The organism is Actinomadura scrupuli (assembly GCF_050971785.1).
Lineage (GTDB): Bacteria > Actinomycetota > Actinomycetes > Streptosporangiales > Streptosporangiaceae > Actinomadura_E > Actinomadura_E scrupuli.
The window spans coordinates 365,481-384,794 of the sequence record NZ_JBPCCU010000009.1 but is presented as its reverse complement, the minus strand read 5'-3'; the positions used below and the strand labels follow the sequence as shown (position 1 = coordinate 384,794).

The window sequence follows — 19,314 nt, the reverse complement described above, 5'->3', positions numbered from 1 at the left end:
CGACCTTGTCGCGGTCGCGATAGTGGAAGAGCTGGGCAGGTTCCTCCGCCCAACTGAGCTGGCGTGCCACCTCACCGATCGCGAAGTTCTCCAGCAGGGGCCCGACCAGGGCGGTCGGATCCTTGGCGCGCTCCTCCGACAGGCCGACGAGCCTGCCACCCAGCCCGGAATCGGTGAGGATCAGCTTGGGCGTTGAGATGGCGCGAGTGGTCAGGTTCGACGACCAGGCAGGAACCCGCCTGATCACGAACACCAACTCCAGCAGATCCAGATAGCGCGAAAGCGTCATCCGTGGCAGGCCGACGGCATTGGCCATCGACTGCACCACGGCCAGTGTCCCCATGCGCGCGGCCACCATGCTGAGCAGCCGACGCATCTCCGCCGGCCGCTCGATGTCGGAGATCTGCCGCACGTCCCGCGTCACCAGATCCGTGACGTACGAGTCGAAGAACCGCGCCCTCCGGCGCCCGGGATCCCGCCGGACGGCTTCGGGATAGCCGCCACGCAACGCCCGGGCCACGTAGTCGTGCTTGGTCAACTCGCAGGCGGGCAGCGAGACCTCAGCACCGTGGCCGAACACCGCGTCGACGAACCCGTCCGGCGCTCCGTCGATCTCCCCCTGTGACAGCGGCCACAACTCGATCGTCTCGGTCCGTCCCGGCAACGCGTCAGGAAGATCACGCAATCCCAGCAGACGAGCGGAACCGGTCAGCAGGAACCTGCCCGGACGCGTGTCCCGATCGACGTCCCTCTTGATCGGCAACAGCAACTCCGGGACCCGCTGGATCTCATCGATCAACAACAGGCCGTCATGTCGCACGAAGGCACTGGGATCGCTCTCCGCCGCCGCCCGCACGGCTGGATCGTCCAGGTACAACTCCCGTGCTTCCGGAGACCGCTCGACGATCAGCTTGGCCAGGGTGCTCTTACCTACTTGCCGAGCACCGTTGACCACCACCACCCGAGTGTCGGCAAGCGCTTCGAGCGCCATCGCCTCAGCCCGCCGAGAATACAGTCCACCCATACCCATCCGACGAACTTAGCGCAGCCAGCAGTGCTCGTATGGGCATCCTGCCGATACTGTGATGGGCGTTCTGCCGAGCCCTCGGTGGGCGTTCTGCCGGATCCAGAGTGGGCGTAGATTGTCGCACGCACGCGGAAGGTTCCGGGGGGAGAGACCGCGACGGTCCTGCCAGGGCTGACCGCTGCCTCCTCTTGGTCGTCCGAGGCGCTCCGGATGTGTTGGCGATAACCTGATGGTCATGAGCGCGCAGCCGTTGGACGACTACGATCCGGACGATCCGGTGGAGATTCTGCGTGTCCTGCCGGTTCGGTTTCATGATCAGTTCCTGGCCGAGTACGGGGCGGCCGTGGAGGGCGCCCGGCAGGTGGAGCATTATCGGCAGTTGCATGACCTCTTGCGGCTGTGGCGGTTGCGTGCCGTCGCCTACTCCGATCCCGGGTACGAGGCCAGATTGCAGGCTGTCCGTGACGGCCAGGACGACGACTTCAAGCCGGCCGACCAGGTGATCCCTGGCTGGCCGGCCATATGACCTACCGGGTCGAGTTCGGCGGCGGCGCCCAGGTTCAGTTCCACACCCTGCCCAAGGACGCACGTGACGCACTGGTGGAACGCGCTGTCGAACTCGCAGAAAGACCCTGGGACGACACCGCCGTCCTACCACCTGGAGACGATCCGGCCTTCCGCGAGACGGTGTTCGGCTCCGGACAGGGAGTGTTGTCCTTCCACGTCGACGAGACGGCCGAGCTGATCCGCATCTTCGACATCGTGTGGATCGGCTGATCCGACCGGCAGAAATTCGACAAGGCCGGTACCCGCTGGGTACCGGCCTCCTGTTCTACCTGGTCAGGCTGGCGGAGGATACGAGATTCGAACTCGTGAGGGCTTGGGCAGCGATTGTTCTCCCGTGTACAGGACGAAGCCCGCCTGGAACCGGTCACCGAGCCGGTCCGCGAGGTGCCGCAGACCACGGAAGTCATCGCCCCGTACGGTCTCGGCCGCTTTGACCTCGATGCCGATCACCCGGCCCGAGGCGTGCTCGAGGACCATGTCGACCTCGACCTTGTCGCGGTCGCGATAGTGGAAGAGCTGGGCAGGTTCCTCCGCCCAACTGAGCTGGCGTGCCACCTCACCGATCGCGAAGTTCTCCAGCAGGGGCCCGACCAGGGCGGTCGGATCCTCGGCGCGCTCCTCCGACAGGCCGACGAGCCTGCCACCCAGCCCGGAATCGGTGAGGATCAGCTTGGGCGTTGAGATGGCGCGAGTGGTCAGGTTCGACGACCAGGCAGGAACCCGCCTGATCACGAACACCAACTCCAGCAGATCCAGATAGCGCGAAAGCGTCATCCGTGGCAGGCCGACGGCATTGGCCATCGACTGCACCACGGCCAGTGTCCCCATGCGCGCGGCCACCATGCTGAGCGCAGCTAGCGGAGCTTGTGTGGGCATCCTGCCGAAACCGTAGTGGGCGTTCTGGCGAACCTTTGGTGGGCGTTCTGCCGGTACCAGGCCGGTCAGGGCACCGTCGCTGACGGGCGCCATGTCCACCCAGCGCCCGCTGGGCCACGGTCAACCCGCTCCGGCCCGCGCCACTGCATCGTGCCGCAGTGAGGATCACTCGGCGCCACCCCCGATTACGGGACGGAGCCGTTCTTTTACAGTCCCTGCGGCGGCCGAGGACCCTGCGGCATCAGGCTGAGGCAGCAGGGCGGGATGATGTGTGCTCAGGGTGGGCGTGTTCCAGGATTCGAGCAGCCGCAGTGCCTCTTCGGTCGGTGAGCCCGGTTCTACGTTGTAGACGTACAGGGTCTGTTCCGCGTCTCCGGGAACCGGGAAGGACTCGAAGACGAAGTGCAGGTCACCGACGACGGGGTGATGGTGGAGCCTTGCGCCGTGGGTGCATCGCGAAGGCCCGTGGAAAGATCGCGCTGCGGCTTGACCTTCACACTAATGTGAATCTTTAGCCTTGGTTCAGTAGCTGAAAGCCAGCTGAAACGGCGCAAGGAGACATTGCCATGTCCAAGGCTCTGATAGGACGGACTGCGCTCGTGACCGGAGGGTCGCGGGGTATCGGTGCGGGGATTGCTCGTGAACTGGCGCGCGAAGGTGCAAACGTCGTCATCACCTATCGAAAGTCGCGCGAGCAGGCGGAAGAGGTTGTCGCCGACCTGGCCGCTCTTGGGGCGAAGGCGCTTGCCGTACAGGCGGATCAGTCCGTTCCCCACGAGGCGTCGACCGCTGTTGAACAGGCTGCCGAGTTCCTGGGCGGCCAGATCGACGTGCTGGTGAACTCTGCCGGAGTCGCCGTCATGGGCACCGTCGACCAATTGGACCTGGAGCTTCTCGCAGGTGTCCAGCAGATGATGGGCACCAATGTGCTGGGGACCATCGTCACCACGCATTCCGCATCGCGCTTTCTGCCCGACGGCGGGCGTGTCATCCTGGTGGGAAGCACCGTCGCCCACAGCATTCCTGTCCCCGGTGTCGCCGAATACGCGGCAAGCAAGGCGGCGATCGACCAGCTCGGCCGCGGGTGGGCGCGTGACTTCGGCCCGCGCGGCATCACGGTCAATGTCATTCAGCCCGGTGCGACCGACACCGACATGAACCCTGCGGACGGGCCGAACGCCGCCCCTCAGGTGGCCATGACACCTCTGGGGCGCATGGGCACCACCGAGGACATCGCCAAGGCGGTCGTCTTCCTCGCCAGCGACAACGCTGCGTACATCACAGGCGCACGATTGACCGTCGATGGCGGATTCAGCATCTGACTCGGGAGCATCCATAACGCGCGGGCTCCGGTGCTAGGACTACAGCCGACGGTACGGAGCCCCGCCACTGGGAAATCGGTCCCTTGCGGCGTCCAGCCCGTCTCCGTCTCGCCGGCAGCGTCAGCCTTGGGCCTCACCGATAGCACCTTCCGGCAGCCGAGTGCCGGCCACGTGAGTCTCGCCGCTGTCACTCCGCACCAGGACCAGGACCTCATCCGCCGTCGTAGGCACGGGGGTCGTGGCGTCCTTCTGGAAGCGCAGATATGCCTCGATCGCGCGCTGGTTGCGTTGCAGCACGTCGATGCGCCGTTTGATGCTGCTGAGTTGACGTCGCAGACCATCCAGGTCCTTTGCGTCCGGGCACTCCCGGGCGTGCGCATCGCCCTCGATGGACTCAAGGCAGGGCAAGACCTCGCGGATCATCTCCGTCGTCAAACCGACTTCGAGAAGTTCGCGGATCTGCAGTACACGGTCGATGGCCGGCTCGCCGTACGTGCGGTATCCGTTGGGGCTCCGGAACGGCGTCAGGATGCCGACCTCTTCGTAGTAACGAAGGAGCCGCGGCGCGACACCAGTCTTCGCGGCCAGTTCTCCGATCTTCACATCGCCCTCCCCGGGCATTCGTGCGAACAGCACGCCTCGTCGTCGCACAGGTAGGCGATCTTGCTTTCACCCGCTGTACCTTCACATTACTGGAAAGGTTTGACTGCCTCCAAGGTCCGGAATGTCGGATCAAACCGCCCTCGCCGCGGTGCGACCGTCGTGGGCTCCGTCGCTGATCGTCGTGGACGCGATCATGGGCTGGGAACCGGGCGGCTCGGCCGGATGCACTCGCGGTACATGCACGTGACCGGACCCGTGCTGAAGAACGTGGCTCGTCAGGTTGGCGACGCGCTGTGGAGCTCGCCGGATGCCAACTGAGACGGAAACTGAGAGGGAGAACGTCGAAGGGCCCCACCGCGACGGTGGGGCCCTTCGACAACGTGCCCGGTGAGGCTCTGGCGGAGGATACGAGATTCGAACTCGTGAGGGCTTGCACCCAACACGCTTTCCAAGCGTGCGCCCTAGGCCACTAGGCGAATCCTCCGTCGAAGAGCTTACTGGGTCCGGGGCAGTGCGCGTACATCGATAACGGCCGAGGGCTGGATCGGGCCGTAGATGTGGGGGAAGAACTCGTCGCCGGCGGGCTCGAGCCGTACCGGTGCGTCGAGCAGGGCGGGGTCGATGACCAGCAGCACGAGCTCCTCCTCCACGTCGGCGTAGTACCTGCTCAGGACCCCCTCGACCTGCTCCATGGTGGCGGAGCAGTGGATGAAGCCCTCTTGTTCCAGGGTCAGGTCGCGGGTCGACATGGTGTACGGGACCCCGGTGTCACGGGCCGTCTCCCAGACCTGTCGCTGGGCTATGTGGAAGATCTGGGACATGCCTTCGAGGGTACGGGGGGAACCGGTCGAACCCGGTGTGCGGATGCCATAGACTCGGCGCAGACCCCTTGCACGGCGTCATCTTGTGAACCTCCCCAGGGCCGGAAGGCAGCAAGGATAAACAGGCTCTGACGGGTGTGCGAGGGGTCCCCTGCGTTCAGCGGGAGGCCGGATCTGACGAGGACGGACGCTGATGAGTCTGGCTCTGTACCGCAAGTACCGGCCAGCGACGTTCGCCGAGCTCAAGGGGCAGGAGCACGTTGCCGAGCCCTTGCAGCAGGCGTTGCGCAACGGCCGGATCAATCACGCATATCTCTTCAGCGGTCCCCGGGGCTGTGGCAAGACCTCCAGTGCCCGGATCCTGGCCCGCTCGCTCAACTGCGAGCAGGGCCCGACCCCGGACCCGTGCGGGGTCTGTGACTCCTGTGTGGCACTCGGCCCCGGCGGCGCCGGGCACCTGGACGTCATCGAGATCGACGCGGCCTCCCACGGCGGTGTGGACGACGCCAGGGACCTGCGTGAGCGCGCGTTCTTCGCGCCTGTCGCGGCCCGCTTCAAGATCTACATCATCGACGAAGCGCACATGGTCACCAAGGACGGCTTCAACGCCCTGCTGAAGCTCGTCGAGGAGCCGCCGCCCCATCTGAAGTTCGTCTTCGCGACCACCGAGCCGGAGAAGGTCCTCGGCACGATCCGGTCCCGGACGCACCACTACCCGTTCCGGCTGATCCCGCCGGGAGTGCTCCGGGAACTGCTCGAGGAGATCCTCCAGTCCGAGAGCGTGCCGTACGAGCCGACCGCGCTGCCGCTGGTGGTGCGGGCGGGCGCCGGCTCGGCGCGGGACTCGCTGTCCATCCTGGACCAGTTGCTGGCCGGGGCCGACGAGGCGGGCATCACCTATGCCCGGGCGGTCTCGCTGCTGGGCTACACCGACGCCTCGCTGCTGGACGAGGTGGTGGACGCCTTCGCCGCGCGGGACGGCGCGGCGGTCTTCGCCGCCATCGACCGGGTGATCGAGAGCGGTCAGGATCCGCGCCGGTTCGCGGCCGACCTGCTGGAGCGGTTCCGGGACTTGGTGATCTTGTCCAACGTGCCGGAGGCCGGGACCACCGGGCTGCTGGACGTGCCCTCGGACGAGCTGAAGACCATGGAACGGCAGGCCTCCGGGCTGGGCCGGGGTGAGCTGACCCGCGCGGCGGACCTGCTGCACACCGGGCTGACCGAGATGCGCGGCGCCACCTCGCCGCGCCTGCTGCTGGAGTTGATCTGTGCCCGGATCCTCCTGCCGGGCGCCTATGACGACGAGATGTCGGTGCTCACCCGGATGGAGCGCCTGGAACGCCGGCTGGGCGAGGGCGGCGACCTGCCCGTGCAGAGCCGGACCGCCCAGGCCCTGGCCGCACAGAGCCAGACCGCACAGAGCCAGCCCGCACAGAGCCAGACCGTACCGAGCCCGGCCGTGCGGGCCCGGACAGCGCAGACCCAGACCGCGCAGGCCCCGGCACCGGTGGAGCCGCCTCCCGCGCGGCAGGCCCCCGCCAGGCCCGCTCCGGCGTCTCCCGCGGCCGAGCCCGCCCGGCCCGCCGGTCCGCAGCGCGATTCCCGGCCGGTCCAGGGCGCCGGAGACTCCGCTCCGGCGGCTCCGAGGACCGCCGCCTCGGACTGGCCCGAGGCGGCCGGCCCGGGGAGCGGCCGGCCCGGCGCACCGCCCGTGGCGGCCCCCGTGGCCGCTCCGGTGGAGCCGCGGGCACCCGTGCCCACGGGAGGGCTCGATGTCGCGGCCGTACGCCGGGACTGGACCGAGATCCTGGAGGCGGTCAAGCGCAAGAGCCGGGTCGCCGGGATCTTCATGGACGGCGTACAGGTCGCCTCGCTGGAGGGCACCGTGCTCACGCTCGCCTTCGCCAGCGAGAACAACCGCAAGGCCTTCGCCGGCAGGGACGCGGTCGTACGCGAGGTCCTCCAGGAGCGCTTCGGCGTGGACTGGCGGATCGATGCCGTACCCGCCGGCCGGGTGGGGGGCGCTCCGGCACAGCCCTCCGCGCCCCCGACCGCGCAGCCGCCCCCGGCCCGGCCCGGCCCGGCGGCGCCCGCGCCCGGCCCGGCCCGGCAGGCTTCGCCGTCGCCCGCCGCGCCCCCGTCCCGCCCCGCCCGGCGGCCCGGCGGCCCGCAGCCGTCCCCCGAGCCGCCCGATCTGCCGCCGCTTCCACCGCCCCCGGTGGACGAGAGCGAGGAGGTCGACCCGGAGGGCGACGCCGATGCCGGTGCGGACGAGGCGATGAGCGGTATGGTCCTCATCCAGCGTGAGCTCGGTGGCCAGATCATCAAGGAGATCGACAACACCTGATCTCAGGTGGCCGCTCCGCGGGTACGGAGGCCTATCCTCGGCGTACGCCGCTGGGGCGCGTACCGCATCACAACCGGACCCCGTAGTCTCGGGAAGACAGACGTCCGGCGGTCAGCGAAGGTCCCCTGACCTGGGGGCTGGAAGGTGGAGGGGAACGCCATGGAACCGGGCAACGAGCTGAACTTCCAGAACGTGCTTGAGCAGGCGCAACGCATGCAGGAGCAGTTGTTCACCGCGCAGCAGGAGCTTGCGGACACGCAGGTGCAGGGCACGGCCGGGGGTGGCCTGGTCACGGTGACGGCGAACGGCCAGGGCGAGATCATCGGCCTGGTCGTGGATCCCAAGGCGATCGACACGAGCGACGCCGAGGAGACCGCCGAGACGGTCGCCGATCTGGTGCTGGCGGCGATCAACGACGCCACCCGGGCCGCGCAGGAGCTGATGGAGGAGAAGATGGGACCGCTCGCCCAGGGGCTGGGCGGTGGCGGCATGCCGGGGCTCGGCCTGCCCGGTATGTAGCTCCCGTCCTGGAGACGTGAGCGCCCGCGAGGCCTAGGGTCGTAGGACCGGGACACGGTACCGAACCGTACGAGCGAAAGTCAGGAAGGTGTGAGGGGTGTACGAGGGGGTCGTTCAGAGCCTCATCGACGAGCTGGGCAGGCTGCCCGGCGTCGGCCCCAAGAGCGCGCAGCGGATCGCCTTTCACCTGCTCGCCGCCGATCCGGCCGACGTCCGCCGGCTGACCGAGGCTCTCACCGAGGTCAAGGACAAGGTGCGCTTCTGCAAGACGTGCGGAAACGTCGCCGAGGCCGAGGAGTGCCGCATCTGCCGGGATGCCCGGCGGGACCTGCACGTGATCTGTGTGGTCGAGGAGTCCAAGGACGTCGTCGCGATCGAGAAGACGCGGGAGTTCCGGGGCCGCTACCACGTGCTGGGCGGGGCCATCAGCCCGATCGAGGGCGTGGGGCCGGATGATCTGCGGATCAAAGAACTCATGATCAGACTTGCCGATGGTGAGATCACCGAGCTGATCCTCGCGACCGATCCGAATCTGGAGGGCGAGGCGACGGCGACGTACCTCGCCCGGCTCGTCAAGCCCATGGGCATCGCCGTCACCCGGCTGGCCAGTGGGCTGCCGGTGGGCGGCGACCTCGAGTACGCCGACGAGGTCACGCTTGGACGTGCATTCGAAGGACGGAGACTTCTCGATGTCTAACACCGACTGGGACACGCTCGCCAAGCGAGTGGCCACCCACGTGGAGAACTACCTGGGCGGGCTGGAAGCCGTCGCCCGCGGTGACGGTGGTGTGCACACCGTGCCGCTGCTGCTGCTGGAGGTGTCCCAGGTCATCCTGGCCGGCGCCCAGCTCGGTGCCAGCGCGGACGTGATCCTGCCGGGCAACTGGGAGCCCGAGGTCGGCGAGGACCCGGACCTGGACGTCATCCGGCAGGGGCTGGCCGAGCGGCTGACCTCCGTGGACGAGTACATCGAGGTCTTCGACCCGTACAAGGACTTCGAGCCGACGGCCTACCGGCTCTCCGACGATCTGGTCGACGTGGCCAGTGACCTCGTCCACGGGCTCCGGCACTACCAGGCCGGCCGCCCGCTCGAGGCGCTGTGGTGGTGGCAGTACTCCTACTTCAACCACTGGGGAAACCACGCCGGTGCGGCCCTGCGGGCCCTGCACGCGGTGGTGGCGGGTGCCCGGCTCGACGTGTCGGAGCCGGTGGCCACCTCCTGAGCAGGCGCGGCGGAGCCGCCGGGGCCGGGAGGCGCCGCGAGGCTGTCTCGCATCGTGAGACAATGTGCTCGCAATCGAGCCCGGTGACCTCGGTAGACTCGATGTCCGGTACGCCCTGACCCCGATCTGAGGAGCTCCTGACCGTGGCTCTTGTCGTGCAGAAGTACGGTGGCTCCTCCGTCGCCGACGCCGACTGCGTGAAGCGAGTGGCCCAGCGCATCGTGGCCACGAAGAAGGGCGGCAACGACGTCGTCGTGGTGGTCTCCGCGATGGGTGACACGACGGACGAGTTGATCGACCTGGCCCAGCAGATCAGTCCGCTGCCGCCGGGCCGGGAGCTGGACATGCTGCTCACGGCCGGGGAGCGGATCTCGATGGCGCTGCTGGCCATGGCCATCGCCAACCTCGGTCATGAGGCCCGTTCGTTCACCGGTTCCCAGGCCGGTGTCATCACCGACGGCTCGCACGGCAGAGCCCGGATCATCGACGTCACGCCCGGCCGGATCCGCAGCGCGCTGGACGAGGGCTCGATCTGCATCGTCGCCGGCTTCCAGGGCGTCTCGCAGAACTCCAAGGACATCACCACCCTCGGCCGCGGCGGTTCCGACACGACGGCGGTGGCGCTCGCCGCCGCGCTCGACGCCGACGTGTGCGAGATCTACACCGACGTGGACGGCGTGTTCACCGCGGACCCGCGCATCGTGAAGGCGGCGCGGAAGATCCCTCGCATCTCTTACGAGGAGATGCTCGAGATGGCCGCGTGCGGCGCCAAGATCCTGCACCTGCGCTGTGTGGAGTACGCGCGGCGTTACAACATCCCGATCCACGTACGGTCCTCCTTCAGCCACAAGGAAGGCACGTGGGTCGCCGGGAGCACCGACAGCACCGAAGGAACCATCATGGAGAACGCGATCATTTCCGGTGTCGCCCACGACCGGAGCGAGGCGAAGATCACCGTCGTGGGGGTGCCCGACAAGGTCGGTGAGGCCGCCACCATCTTCACGATCCTCTCCGACGCCGAGATCAATCTCGACATGATCGTGCAGAACGTCTCCGCCGCCTCCACGGGCCGGACGGACATCTCCTTCACGCTGCCGGCCACCGACGGGCAGACCGCGATGACCGCGCTCAACAAGGTCAAGGAGCGCATCGGGTTCCAGTCGCTGCGCTACGACGACCGCATCGGCAAGGTCTCGCTGATCGGTGCCGGGATGCGCTCGCACCCGGGCGTGACCGCCAAGTTCTTCTCCGCCATCGCGGACGCCGGCGTCAACATCGAGATGATCTCCACCTCGGAGATCCGCATCTCCGTGGTCGTCGACGGCGATGACGTCGACAACGCGGTGGGCGCCGCGCACCGCGCCTTCGATCTCGACTCCGACCAGGTCGAGGCCGTGGTCTACGGGGGTACCGGACGATGACCGCCACAGCAGGCAAGCCCACTCTCGCCGTCGTCGGGGCGACCGGCGCCGTCGGCACCGTGATGCTCGACATCCTCTCCACCCGGGAGAACGTCTACGGCGAGATCCGCCTGGTCGCCTCGGCCCGCTCCGCGGGCAAGAAGCTGACCGTCCGCGGCGAGGAGGTCGAGGTCGTCGCCCTCGCTCCCGAGGTCTTCGACGGCGTCGACATCGCGATGTTCGACGTGCCCGACGCGGTCTCCGCCGAGTGGGCCCTGATCGCGGTGCAGCACGGCGCGGTGGCCGTGGACAACTCGGGGGCCTTCCGGATGGACCCGGACGTGCCGCTGGTCGTGCCGGAGGTCAACGCGGAGCAGGCCGGCAACCGGCCGAAGGGCATCATCTCCAACCCCAACTGCACCACGCTCTCCATGATCGTCGCGATGGGCGCACTGCACCGGCAGTACGGGCTGAGCCAGCTCATCGTGGCCTCCTACCAGGCCGCCTCCGGGGCGGGCCAGGAGGGCATCGACACCCTGCACGACCAGCTCGAGAAGGTCGGCGGCAACCGTGAACTCGGCCAGCGCTCCGGCGACGTACGGGGTGCGGTCGGCGACCTGGGGCCCTTCCCGGCGCCGCTGGCGATGAACGTCGTGCCCTGGGCCGGTTCGCTCAAGGAGGACGGCTGGTCCTCGGAGGAGCTCAAGGTCCGCAACGAGTCGCGGAAGATCCTCGGCCTGCCGTCGCTCCGGGTCTCCGCGACCTGCGTCCGCGTCCCCGTCGTCACGACCCACTCGCTGGCGGTTCACGCCATCTTCGATTCGCCGGTCGACCAGCGGGAGGCGCAGGCGGTCCTCGCCGGTGCCGAGGGCGTGGTCCTGGTCGACGACCCGGAGAACCACGAGTTCCCCACCCCGGCCGACGTGGTCGGCACCGATCCGACCTGGGTGGGCCGGGTGCGCCGGTCACTCGACGACCCCCACGCGCTCGACCTGTTCATGTGCGGGGACAACCTGCGCAAGGGCGCCGCGCTCAACACCGCCCAGATCGCCGAGCTGGTCGCCGCGGAGTTCGCCCGCTGATCCGGCCGGTCCGGGCGGGCTCGTCGTGAGGATCGTCGGCTCCGCGGGCATCGCCCGCCCCTTACAGTGGCCTGTGTGAGCGAGCCGAAGCCCGTGGCACGATCAGAGCAGACGAGGGCGCTGATCGTGGAGACGGCCCTGCGGCTGTTCCGCGAGAACGGCTACGAGGCCACGACGATGCGCGCCATCGCCAAGGAGGCGGGGGTCTCGGTCGGCAACGCCTACTACTACTTCGGCTCGAAGGAAGAGCTGATCCAGGCGTACTACGACGAGCTGCAGGAGAACCACCTCGCCGCCTGCCGGGTGGTGCTGGACCGCGAGCAGGACTTCGCGGCGCGCCTGCTGGGCGTGCTGAAGGCCCGGATCGACACGATGGTGCCTTACCACGCGTTCGCCGGGAAGTTCTTCAAGTTCGCGGCCGAGCCGACGAGCCCGCTCAATCCGTTCAGCTCGGAGTCCGGGCCGGCCAGGGCGGCGGCGGTGGCGATCTACCGTGAGGTCGTCAACGGCTCCACACTCAAGATCGACCAGGAGTTCCGGGAGGAACTGCCCGAGCTGCTCTGGCTGTACTCGATGGGCATCGTGCTGTTCTGGGTGCATGACGACTCGCCCGGCTGCCGCAAGACCTACCTGCTGGTGGACCGCACCGTACCGCTGGTCAACCGGATGGTGTCGATGTCGCGGCTCCCGGGCTTCAAGTCGGTCACCCGGGAGCTGGTCGGCGTCATCCGCGACGTACGCGACTGACATATCCCCACGGACCCGAGCCGGCTCTAGCGCATGCCGAGGTGCTTCATGGCGAAGGACAGCTCCGCGGCGAACTGCGTGATCCGCTCCTCGACCACCAGGGACCCGTGCCCGGCGTCGTAGCGGTAGACCTCATGCGGGCGGTTCAGCTCCGTCAGCCGGCCGAGGTAGTTGTCGATCTGCCTGATCGGGCAGCGCGGGTCGTTCTCCCCCGCCAGGATCAGCACCGGTGCGGACACCTTGTCCACGTAGGTCAGCGGGGACGACTCGCGATACCGCTCCGGGACCTCGGCCGGCGAGCCGCCGAACAGTGACCGGTCGAAGGCCTGCAGGCCCTCCATCTCGTCCTCGTACGCCGCGAAGTAGTCCGCGACCGGCACCGCCGCCACGCCGACCGTCCAGTCGTCCGGCTGGGTGCCCAGCCCGAGCAGGGTGAGGTATCCACCCCATGATCCGCCGGTCAGGACCAGCTTGGCCGGATCGGCGAGCCCGGAATCGACCGCCCAGTCTCGCACCGCCTTGACGTCCTCGAGCTCGGTGAGCCCGACCCGGCCCTCCAGCGCGTCCCGCCACTGGGAGCCGTAGCCGGTGGAGCCCCGGTAGTTGACCTGGACCACGGCGAAGCCATGGTCGACCCAGGCGGCGACGGCGGGAGAGAAGGCGTCGGTGTCCTGCGCGGTCGGGCCGCCGTGCACGTCGAAGACGGCCGGGAACGGCCCGGTGCCCTCGAGGGGCGTCGACACCAGCGCGTGGATGCGCCCTCCGGGGCCGTCCACCCAGACGTCGGTGACCGGCACCGACGAGGGCGGCGGCGGGCCGGGCGGCGTGAGCACGACCGCGCCGGAGGTCGACCGGATCACCGGCGGCTCGGCGGCGGAGGTCCAGGCGAACTCGACCGAGCCGTCCGGCCGGACGTTGGCCCCGCCGATCACGCCGCGCGGGGTGTCGATGCGCTCCAGCGCACCGGAGCCCAGGTCGTAACGGTAGATCTCGTCGCGGGCCTCGTGGGAGTGCGAGATCAGCAGCGCGGACGCGTCCGGATACCAGTCGGCGCCGACCTCGCCGGGCAGGTCGAGCACGATCTCCCGCTCCGTGCCGGCGACCGGGTCCCAGATCAGCAGTTCCTCGCGGCCCCGCCGCTCGTGGTTGACCAGCAGCCGGGGGTCGCCGCCGACCGGGGAGAACCCGGCCCCGTAGACGCCCTTGCCCGGTCCGTCCCAGAGGTCGGCGACGGCCGAGCCGTCCGGGCCTACGACGCGCAGCGCCATGTGCCGGCTGTCACCGTGCTCGCTGTGCCCGATCGCGATCAGGCTCTCGTCCCGGGACATCCCGGCGACGTGCGCGTCCTCGGCGTGCTCGTACAAGGTCTCCGGCTCGCCGCCGGGACGGCACAGGTGCAGCGTGGTGCCGTGCTCACCGGTACGGCCGATGATCGCCAGACCGCTGGAGCCGACGGCCAGCCCGGACGGGTAGGACGGCTCGAGGCCCGGGACCGCGGGCTCGTCGGCGCCGCCGCCGAAGGGCTGGCGCTGCCACACTCCGAACTCGTCGCCGTCGGTGTCGGCGAACCACCAGATCCACTCGCCGGTCGGGTCGACGCCCCCCGACCAGGTCCCGTTGGGCCGGTCGGTCACCTGCCGGCGTTCGCCGGTCGTACGGTCCCAGGCGTAGATCTCCCAGGTGCCCGTCGCGTTCGACCGGTAGGTGGACCGGTGTGGTGCGTCCAGTGCCCAGCCGGGCAGGCTCACCCGGGCCGCGCGGAACCGGGCCTTCCAGCGCTCTTCATCGACCATGCCGTCAAGTATCCCGGACCCCGGTCACCTCCCGAACCCTCGTGATCATGCAATCGATCGACGATTGATTGCGTGATCACGGAGGTGGGGGGTGGGTGGGTGCGGTCAGGGGATCTGCGGGAGGTCGGGGAGCTGCTCGTCCGGGATCTCCCAGGTCGGGTCCGGTGCGAGGCGCTCCCTGGAGGCGGACTTCTGGCCGGGGTTGAGGGTGCGGTGGACGGCGCGGGCCACCCGCTCGATCGAGGCGATGCCGTACGCCATGGACGGGTTGTCGTGGCTGAGCAGCACGATCATGTAGTCGCGCCCGCCGCCGTCGAAGGTGCCGAGGCTGTGCACCCGCCAGCCGTGCGTGGACCGGGGCAGCCAGCCGTTCTTGACGTGGACCCGCGCCCCGGCGGGTGCTCCCGCCGGGGCACCCCAGCGCTGCGAGGAGGTCACGTGGTTCATCAGGTACAGCGCGTAGTTGCGGGCCCGCTCGGTCAGCACGCCGTTGGAGTGCGTCAGCCTGGTCAGCAGCAGCATCTCGTCGTGCGCGGTGATCTGCGTGAGCCCCCAGTAGCCGCCCGGACCGAGCTTGGTCTGCTTCATCCCGACCAGGTGGAGGAAGTGCTGCAGGCGCGAACGGCCCAGCGACCTCCAGAGGGCCGTCGCCGCGTTGTTGTCCGACTTGGTGATCATCGCGTGCGCGAGCGACCTCTCGTGCGCGGTCAGCAGCCGGTGCTGCTCGATGGCCTTGCGCAGCAGCGCCCCCAGCACGGTCACCTTCACGGTGCTGGCGGAGTCGTAGTGGCGGGCGGCGCCCACCCAGCAGCCGAGCTTGTGCCTGCGGTCGTAGACGCCGACCGCGGTGGTGCTCCTGCGGCCGCTCAGCGCAGTTTTGATGGCGGCGCTCAGCCTCCTGGCCATCGCCGGGTCGGCGGTGGACGAGCAGACGCCCGACGCCGCCCGCGCACCCGAGGTGGGCAGCATGAACAGTCCGGGGAGAAGAACAGCGGTGACCATGGTGACGCGGGCCCACCTGTGCATGAGCGGCCTCATCCTTTGACACGGAGGATCCGGACACCCTAGTGACCCGTGGGAGCGCTGGGCAGGCCCATTGGGGGATCGGCCGCGCCGGTCCGTCGTGCGGTCCGCTCACCTGCGGCTCCGCGCTCATCCGGGGCCGTGGGGCCCACCCGGCGGAAGGGGCCTTGTCAGCGGGTTCACAACCGCCTGCCGATCACTCATCGGCCCGGTACCAAGCCGCCGCGCCCGGCCGCCGCCATGCTTCCACCTACGCGATCGCGCGTATCCCGCACGGTCTTGCGGCTCGTGCTCCTGCGAGCCGCAAGGCCGTGTGACGGCGCGGCGGATGGCGGACGGTGAAGGAGCGACTGTGGAACGGACCTCATGGCGGCGGCGGGACTTCGTCCGTGCCGCCGGACTGTCGGCCGGAGGGGTCACCGGGCTGAGCCTGCTGCCGGGGAACGCCTGGGCGGCGGCCTCCGCGCCGAGGGTCGTCGCGGAGACGTGGCTGAGCGGGCGGCTGCTGGAGCTGACGATCGACTCGCCGGCCATGGAGCGCGTCATGAAGGCCCGGCTGATCGTCCCGCGTGACTGGTCGCGCGCGGCGGAGCGAAGGTGGCCGGTGCTCTACCTGTTCCATGGTGGGAGCGACGACTACACCGCGTGGACCCGCGACACCGACATCGAGGCCCTGAGCGAGCAGTACGGCGTGCTGGTGGTGATGCCGGACGGTGGCAGGGCCGGCGGCTACACCGACTGGTGGTACGGGGGCCGTGGCGGTGCGCCCCGCTGGGAGACCCATCACCTGGTGGAGATCCGCGGCCTGCTGGAGCGCCGGTACCGGGCGGGCCCCCGGCGGGCCGCCGCGGGTCTGTCGACCGGAGGGTACGGTGTGCTGGCGTACTCGGCGCGGCACCCCGGCATGTTCCGCTACGCCGCGGCCTACAGCGGGTACGCGGCCACCCTGCTGCCGGGGATCGGACAGATCCTGTGGGTGGGGATTCCCTCCACCGGGCTGGAGCCGGTGGACATGTGGGGCCCGTTCGACAACACCACCGTCTGGCGCAGTCACGACCCGTACTCGCTGGCGAAGCGGCTCCGGCACACGGGCCTGTACCTGTCCTGCAGCACGCTGGGGCTGCCGGGGCCGTTGGACGAGCTCCCCTTCCTCGACGTGACCGAGATGACGATCTACTACACGCTCAAGCCGTTCGCGGCCCTGCTGAAGAGCCTGCGCATCCCGGTGACCACCCATTTCTATGAGCGGGGCAGTCACACCTGGCCGTACTTCCAGCGGGAGCTGCACAACTCCTGGCCCCTGATCATGCGCGCTCTCGGGGCCGGCCCCCGCCCGAGGTGAGCCGTCGCCCGAGGTGAGCCGTCGCCCGGGGTGCCGCCGGGAGTGGTCGCACCCCGGCGGCACCGTGCCAGATCAGGCGGTCTCCGGCCGAGGAGCCCGCTCCTCGCGCCCGGTCGGCCGGGGACCGGGCAGGGACAGCCGGAAGATCTTCTTCCAGGTGGAGCCGACCTGCCGGGCCAGTGACCCGGTGTTGTAGGGCAGGTCGAACTTGTCGCACAGGGCCCGCACCCGCGGGGCGATCTCGGCGTACCGGTTGCTGGGCAGGTCCGGGAAGAGATGGTGCTCGATCTGGTGGCTCAGATTGCCGCTCATCAGGTGCAGCAGCCTGCCGCCGCTGATGTTGGCCGAGCCGAGCAGCTGGCGGACGTACCACTCGCCCTTGGTCTCGCCCTCGAGCCGTTCCTCCTCGAACACCTCCACGCCCTCGGGGAAGTGCCCGCAGAAGATGATGGTGTGCGCCCACACGTTGCGGGCGAGGTTCGAGGTCAGGTTGCCGAGCAGCACGGGCAGGAAGTTCGGCCCGGCCAGCAGCGGGAACGCGATGTAGTCCTTGAGGATCTGGCGCCCCACCTTGCGGCCGATCTCGCGGAGCTGGCCGAGTGCCTCGGTGGTGTCCTTGGTGCCGGCCCGTATCGCCGCCAGGTCCAGGTCGTGCAGCGCGACGCCGTACTCGAAGAACAGCGCCAGCAGCGCGGTGTAGATCGGCTGCGGCAGGTAGGCGGGGTGCCACGGCTGCTCCGGGTTGACCCGCAGGATGGCGTAGCCGACGTCGCGGTCCTTGCCGAGCACGTTGGTGTAGGTGTGGTGGATGAAGTTGTGCGAGTGCTTCCACTGGTCGGCGGGGGAGGCGGTGTCCCATTCCCACGTGGTCGAGTGGATCTTGGGGTCGCGCATCCAGTCCCACTGACCGTGCATGACGTTGTGGCCGATCTCCATGTTCTCGAGGATCTTGGCCGTGGACAGCGCCGCGGTGCCGGCGATCCAGGCGGGCGGCAGGAAGGAGAGGAACAGCAGCGCCCGGCCGCCGGCCTCCAGGCCGCGCTGCAGTTTGATCACCTTGCGGATGTAGGCGGCGTCGTTCTCTCCGAGGCTCTCGGTGATGTCCGTGCGGATCTGGTCCAGCTCGCGGCCGAACGCCTCGATGTCGGCCTCGGTGAGATGTGCGGTGGTGGCGGTCATGATGCTCCTCCTCAGGGGTCTCAGAGTTCGATCTCGACGGGGCCGGCGGCGGCGGACACGCAGGTCTGGATCAGGTGGCCCTCCTCGCCGTGCACCTCGCCGGTACGCAGGTCGCGGACCTGGCCGGAGCGGAGCCGGCCGACGCAGCTGTAGCAGATGCCCATCCGGCAGCCGCTCGGCATCAGGGCCCCGGCGTTCTCACCGACCTCCAGCAGCGGGGCGCCGCCGTCCGCGTCGGCCTCGCGGTCGCTCCTGGCGAACCGCACCCGGCCACCCGCCCCGCCGGTCACCAGCACCGGCCGGAAGTGCTCCAGGTGCAGGTTGCCGGCCGTCCCCTGGCCGGACCAGTACGCGGTGAGCTCGTCGAGCAGGCCGGCGGGGCCGCACGCCCAGGTGGGGCGCTCGTGCCAGTCGGGACACAGGCCGGACAGCTCGGCCGGCTCGAACCGGCCGTCGGCGCGGGTGTGCCGCTCGTGCAGCCGCAGGGTCGGGAAGCGCTCGGCGAGGGCGCGTAGTTCGGCGCCGAAGATGACGTCCTCGGCGGTCGGCGCCGAATGCACCAGGACCACGTCGGGCATCGAGCCGTCCCGGGCCAGCGAGCGCAGCATCGCCATCACGGGTGTGATGCCGCTCCCGGCGGTGACGAACAGCAGCCGGTCCGGGACGGGTGAGGGCAGGACGAACTCGCCCTCCGCCGGGGCCAGCCCGACGATCGTGCCCGGCTTGATGCCGTGGACCAGGTGCGTGGAGACGATGCCGTCGGGATTCGCCTTGACCGTGATGGCCAGGGTGGCCGTCGCGCGGTCGCGCCGCGTGCCGGCTTCGGCCCGCCCGGGCGCGTCCGAGAGGGAGAAGGTCCGCCAGTGCCGCACCCCGTCGATGTCGACGCCGATCCGGATCCACTGGCCCGCCCGGTGTCCCGTCCAGGCGCGGCCGGGCCTGATCACGAGGGTCGCCGCGTCGGCCGTTTCGAGCCGTACGGACTCGATCCGGCCGCGTAGCTCCTCGGTGGACCAGAGCGGGTTGATGAGCCCGAGGTAGTCCTCCGGCAGCAGGGGGGTGGTCAGCCAGGTGGCCGCGTCCGCCAGCCGCCGCAGGGCGGCTGGGCGTCGCGCGGTGGAGAGCGGGGTGGCCATCGGAAGCTCCTCCTGATCAGTAACTTACGCCTACGTAACCGTAGCTTTCTTGATGCCCGGGAGGTCGAGGCGCTAAGCGTGGGCTCCCTCACAGCCCCCTCCGAAGGGCCTCTGCGCGGGCGGATGAGCTGTGGTTTCAGGGCCGGGCCCGAGCCGGCATGTGACGCGTCCCACCTCGCTTTCGGATGCGACCGCCCCCCGTCGCGCCGGTCCGAGTCACTAGGCCTCCGACATCGTCGACACACAGTGAAATCGTATAAATACATAGCGTCACCAACGTGTCCCATGGTGGGCTGTCTCCGGCGCG

General features: G+C 69.3%; 19 protein-coding genes, 1 tRNA gene, 1 other RNA gene and 1 pseudogene. 12 read left to right on the top strand and 10 right to left on the bottom strand.

The genetic code is table 11. From position 1 onward, the window contains the following. Window positions 1–991, bottom strand: a 991-nt coding sequence (locus tag ACRYCC_RS34265) for an ATP-binding protein (protein ID WP_433817995.1), incomplete at its 3' end; no start/stop codon positions are given. A gap of 271 nt (window positions 992–1,262) precedes the next feature. Here ACRYCC_RS34265 and ACRYCC_RS34260 point away from each other — a divergent pair. Together ACRYCC_RS34260 and ACRYCC_RS34255 are read left to right on the top strand one after the other, a co-directional pair. Then, entirely contained in the window at window positions 1,263–1,553 is a 291-nt protein-coding gene (locus ACRYCC_RS34260) for a DUF6247 family protein (protein WP_433817993.1), read from the top strand. Beyond that, window positions 1,550–1,804, top strand: coding sequence for a hypothetical protein (locus ACRYCC_RS34255; protein ID WP_433817992.1), 255 nt, complete (start codon window positions 1,550–1,552; stop codon window positions 1,802–1,804). Before ACRYCC_RS34260 ends, ACRYCC_RS34255 begins: the two co-directional genes overlap by 4 nt. A gap of 63 nt (window positions 1,805–1,867) precedes the next feature. Here ACRYCC_RS34255 and ACRYCC_RS34250 read toward each other — a convergent pair whose 3' ends face one another. Both ACRYCC_RS34250 and ACRYCC_RS34245 read right to left on the bottom strand, forming a co-directional pair. After that, complete coding sequence (locus tag ACRYCC_RS34250; RefSeq protein ID WP_433817991.1) at window positions 1,868–2,563, bottom strand: ATP-binding protein; 696 nt, start codon at window positions 2,561–2,563, stop codon at window positions 1,868–1,870. Between the two features lie 72 nt (window positions 2,564–2,635). Next, window positions 2,636–2,926 (bottom strand): annotated as a pseudogene (locus tag ACRYCC_RS34245) (MmyB family transcriptional regulator); the annotation flags it as partial. A 110-nt stretch (window positions 2,927–3,036) separates the two neighbouring features. On the opposite strand from ACRYCC_RS34245, the gene ACRYCC_RS34240 reads away from it, so the two are divergent. Further along, a complete protein-coding gene (locus ACRYCC_RS34240) occupies window positions 3,037–3,792 on the top strand; it encodes an SDR family NAD(P)-dependent oxidoreductase (protein ID WP_433817989.1) in 756 nt (251 codons plus the stop codon). A gap of 120 nt (window positions 3,793–3,912) precedes the next feature. Here the strand turns inward: ACRYCC_RS34240 and ACRYCC_RS34235 are convergent, their stop codons facing one another. From ACRYCC_RS34235 to ACRYCC_RS34225, 3 genes are all read right to left on the bottom strand, one after another. After that, window positions 3,913–4,395 carry a MerR family transcriptional regulator gene (locus tag ACRYCC_RS34235; protein WP_433817987.1) on the bottom strand — a complete coding sequence of 161 codons (483 nt, stop codon included), beginning with the start codon at window positions 4,393–4,395 and terminating at the stop codon, window positions 3,913–3,915. Between the two features lie 396 nt (window positions 4,396–4,791). Further along, window positions 4,792–4,879: transfer RNA gene (locus ACRYCC_RS34230), tRNA-Ser, on the bottom strand. A gap of 10 nt (window positions 4,880–4,889) precedes the next feature. Continuing rightward, complete coding sequence (locus ACRYCC_RS34225) at window positions 4,890–5,216, bottom strand: DUF952 domain-containing protein (protein ID WP_433817986.1); 327 nt, start codon at window positions 5,214–5,216, stop codon at window positions 4,890–4,892. Window positions 5,217–5,275: 59 nt separating this feature from the next. Here ACRYCC_RS34225 and ffs point away from each other — a divergent pair. From ffs to ACRYCC_RS34185, 8 genes are all read left to right on the top strand, one after another. Continuing rightward, window positions 5,276–5,371: signal recognition particle sRNA small type (gene ffs, locus ACRYCC_RS34220), an RNA gene on the top strand. 38 nt (window positions 5,372–5,409) lie between these two features. Then, complete coding sequence (locus ACRYCC_RS34215; RefSeq protein ID WP_433817985.1) at window positions 5,410–7,563, top strand: DNA polymerase III subunit gamma and tau; 2,154 nt, start codon at window positions 5,410–5,412, stop codon at window positions 7,561–7,563. A 159-nt stretch (window positions 7,564–7,722) separates the two neighbouring features. Then, the gene (locus ACRYCC_RS34210) at window positions 7,723–8,082 is read left to right on the top strand and encodes a YbaB/EbfC family nucleoid-associated protein (RefSeq protein WP_433817984.1); all 360 of its coding nucleotides are present in this window, start codon (window positions 7,723–7,725) and stop codon (window positions 8,080–8,082) included. Window positions 8,083–8,179: 97 nt separating this feature from the next. Further along, window positions 8,180–8,779, top strand: a complete 600-nt coding sequence (recR, locus tag ACRYCC_RS34205) for a recombination mediator RecR (protein WP_433817983.1) — start codon at window positions 8,180–8,182, stop codon at window positions 8,777–8,779. After that, entirely contained in the window at window positions 8,772–9,305 is a 534-nt protein-coding gene (locus ACRYCC_RS34200; RefSeq protein ID WP_433817982.1) for a DUF5063 domain-containing protein, read from the top strand. Before recR ends, ACRYCC_RS34200 begins: the two co-directional genes overlap by 8 nt. 143 nt (window positions 9,306–9,448) lie before the next feature. Further along, on the top strand, window positions 9,449–10,726 hold the full coding sequence (locus tag ACRYCC_RS34195) for an aspartate kinase (RefSeq protein WP_433817980.1): 1,278 nt from the start codon (window positions 9,449–9,451) through the stop codon (window positions 10,724–10,726). Continuing rightward, window positions 10,723–11,787, top strand: a complete 1,065-nt coding sequence (locus ACRYCC_RS34190; protein ID WP_433817979.1) for an aspartate-semialdehyde dehydrogenase — start codon at window positions 10,723–10,725, stop codon at window positions 11,785–11,787. The genes ACRYCC_RS34195 and ACRYCC_RS34190 overlap by 4 nt, the downstream gene beginning before the upstream one ends. 75 nt (window positions 11,788–11,862) lie before the next feature. Continuing rightward, window positions 11,863–12,534 carry a TetR/AcrR family transcriptional regulator gene (locus ACRYCC_RS34185; RefSeq protein ID WP_433817978.1) on the top strand — a complete coding sequence of 224 codons (672 nt, stop codon included), beginning with the start codon at window positions 11,863–11,865 and terminating at the stop codon, window positions 12,532–12,534. Between the two features lie 26 nt (window positions 12,535–12,560). Here the strand turns inward: ACRYCC_RS34185 and ACRYCC_RS34180 are convergent, their stop codons facing one another. Then, entirely contained in the window at window positions 12,561–14,327 is a 1,767-nt protein-coding gene (locus ACRYCC_RS34180; protein WP_433817976.1) for a S9 family peptidase, read from the bottom strand. A gap of 105 nt (window positions 14,328–14,432) precedes the next feature. Further along, window positions 14,433–15,353 (bottom strand): serine hydrolase, encoded by a 921-nt coding sequence (locus ACRYCC_RS34175; protein WP_433817974.1) that lies wholly within the window; start codon window positions 15,351–15,353, stop codon window positions 14,433–14,435. Between the two features lie 349 nt (window positions 15,354–15,702). Between ACRYCC_RS34175 and ACRYCC_RS34170 the strand changes: the two genes are divergently transcribed. Then, window positions 15,703–16,692 carry an alpha/beta hydrolase gene (locus ACRYCC_RS34170; protein ID WP_433817973.1) on the top strand — a complete coding sequence of 330 codons (990 nt, stop codon included), beginning with the start codon at window positions 15,703–15,705 and terminating at the stop codon, window positions 16,690–16,692. A 72-nt stretch (window positions 16,693–16,764) separates the two neighbouring features. Here the strand turns inward: ACRYCC_RS34170 and ACRYCC_RS34165 are convergent, their stop codons facing one another. Then, entirely contained in the window at window positions 16,765–17,871 is a 1,107-nt protein-coding gene (locus tag ACRYCC_RS34165) for a fatty acid desaturase family protein (RefSeq protein WP_433817972.1), read from the bottom strand. 20 nt (window positions 17,872–17,891) lie between these two features. Then, complete coding sequence (locus ACRYCC_RS34160) at window positions 17,892–19,007, bottom strand: ferredoxin reductase (protein ID WP_433817971.1); 1,116 nt, start codon at window positions 19,005–19,007, stop codon at window positions 17,892–17,894. Window positions 19,008–19,314 lie beyond the last annotated feature (307 nt).